Source organism: Parendozoicomonas verongulae (genome assembly GCF_009711465.1).
GTDB classification, from domain to species: domain Bacteria; phylum Pseudomonadota; class Gammaproteobacteria; order Pseudomonadales; family Endozoicomonadaceae; genus Sansalvadorimonas; species Sansalvadorimonas verongulae.
The window spans coordinates 19,431-20,041 of record NZ_SMME01000869.1 but is presented as its reverse complement, the minus strand read 5'-3'; the positions used below and the strand labels follow the sequence as shown (position 1 = coordinate 20,041).

The 611-nt window shown below is 45.7% G+C and carries 1 protein-coding gene; it reads left to right on the top strand.

From position 1 onward, the window contains the following. Positions 1-611: M60 family metallopeptidase (locus E1189_RS19905; RefSeq protein WP_268921668.1), on the top strand; the 611-nt coding region annotated here is incomplete at both ends.

Sequence of the window (611 nt, the reverse complement as noted above, 5' to 3'; positions counted from 1 at the left end):
TAAGCACAGGGCTTTATCGAGTGCCAGGAGAACCTATCACGATTGAACAGAAATCCTTGGCTTATGATCCGTGGGGCCAACGACCAAGAGTAAGAATCGGGGCACATACCTTAATTTATACAACATATGATCCAGGAAAATTAAAGAGAGTTGGGGTTGCTACTGATAGTTTTAAGCTGAGAGAAGGTGTGCAGCAAGATCGTGACAGGGCTTCAGGGTTGATTTACATAGAGTCGGATGAAAATGGGACGGATTCTTTTGATATTACCATCTCAGGGGCTGTCAGAGCCCCCTGGTTCAAGCTTGGCAGGGATACACCCGAGCAATGGCGCAATTACATTCGCTACTACCCAGCACCCTGGGCTGAGCTTGAAGGGAAATACTCCGTTCTGACTTTACCCTCCGCGATGGTGCAAGATGTTGAGGATCCAACACCGATTATAAACTTTTATGATCAAGTGGTTCAAAAAGCCCATGCACTGGTAGGCCTTAGCGACAATGATGAAGATGAGTGCGACAAAGCCCCGGATAACCTTTACCGCTTTGTAATAGATGTTCAACAACGAGATAAAAATGTTTTAGCCACAGCTCATCAATACGGATTTACACTG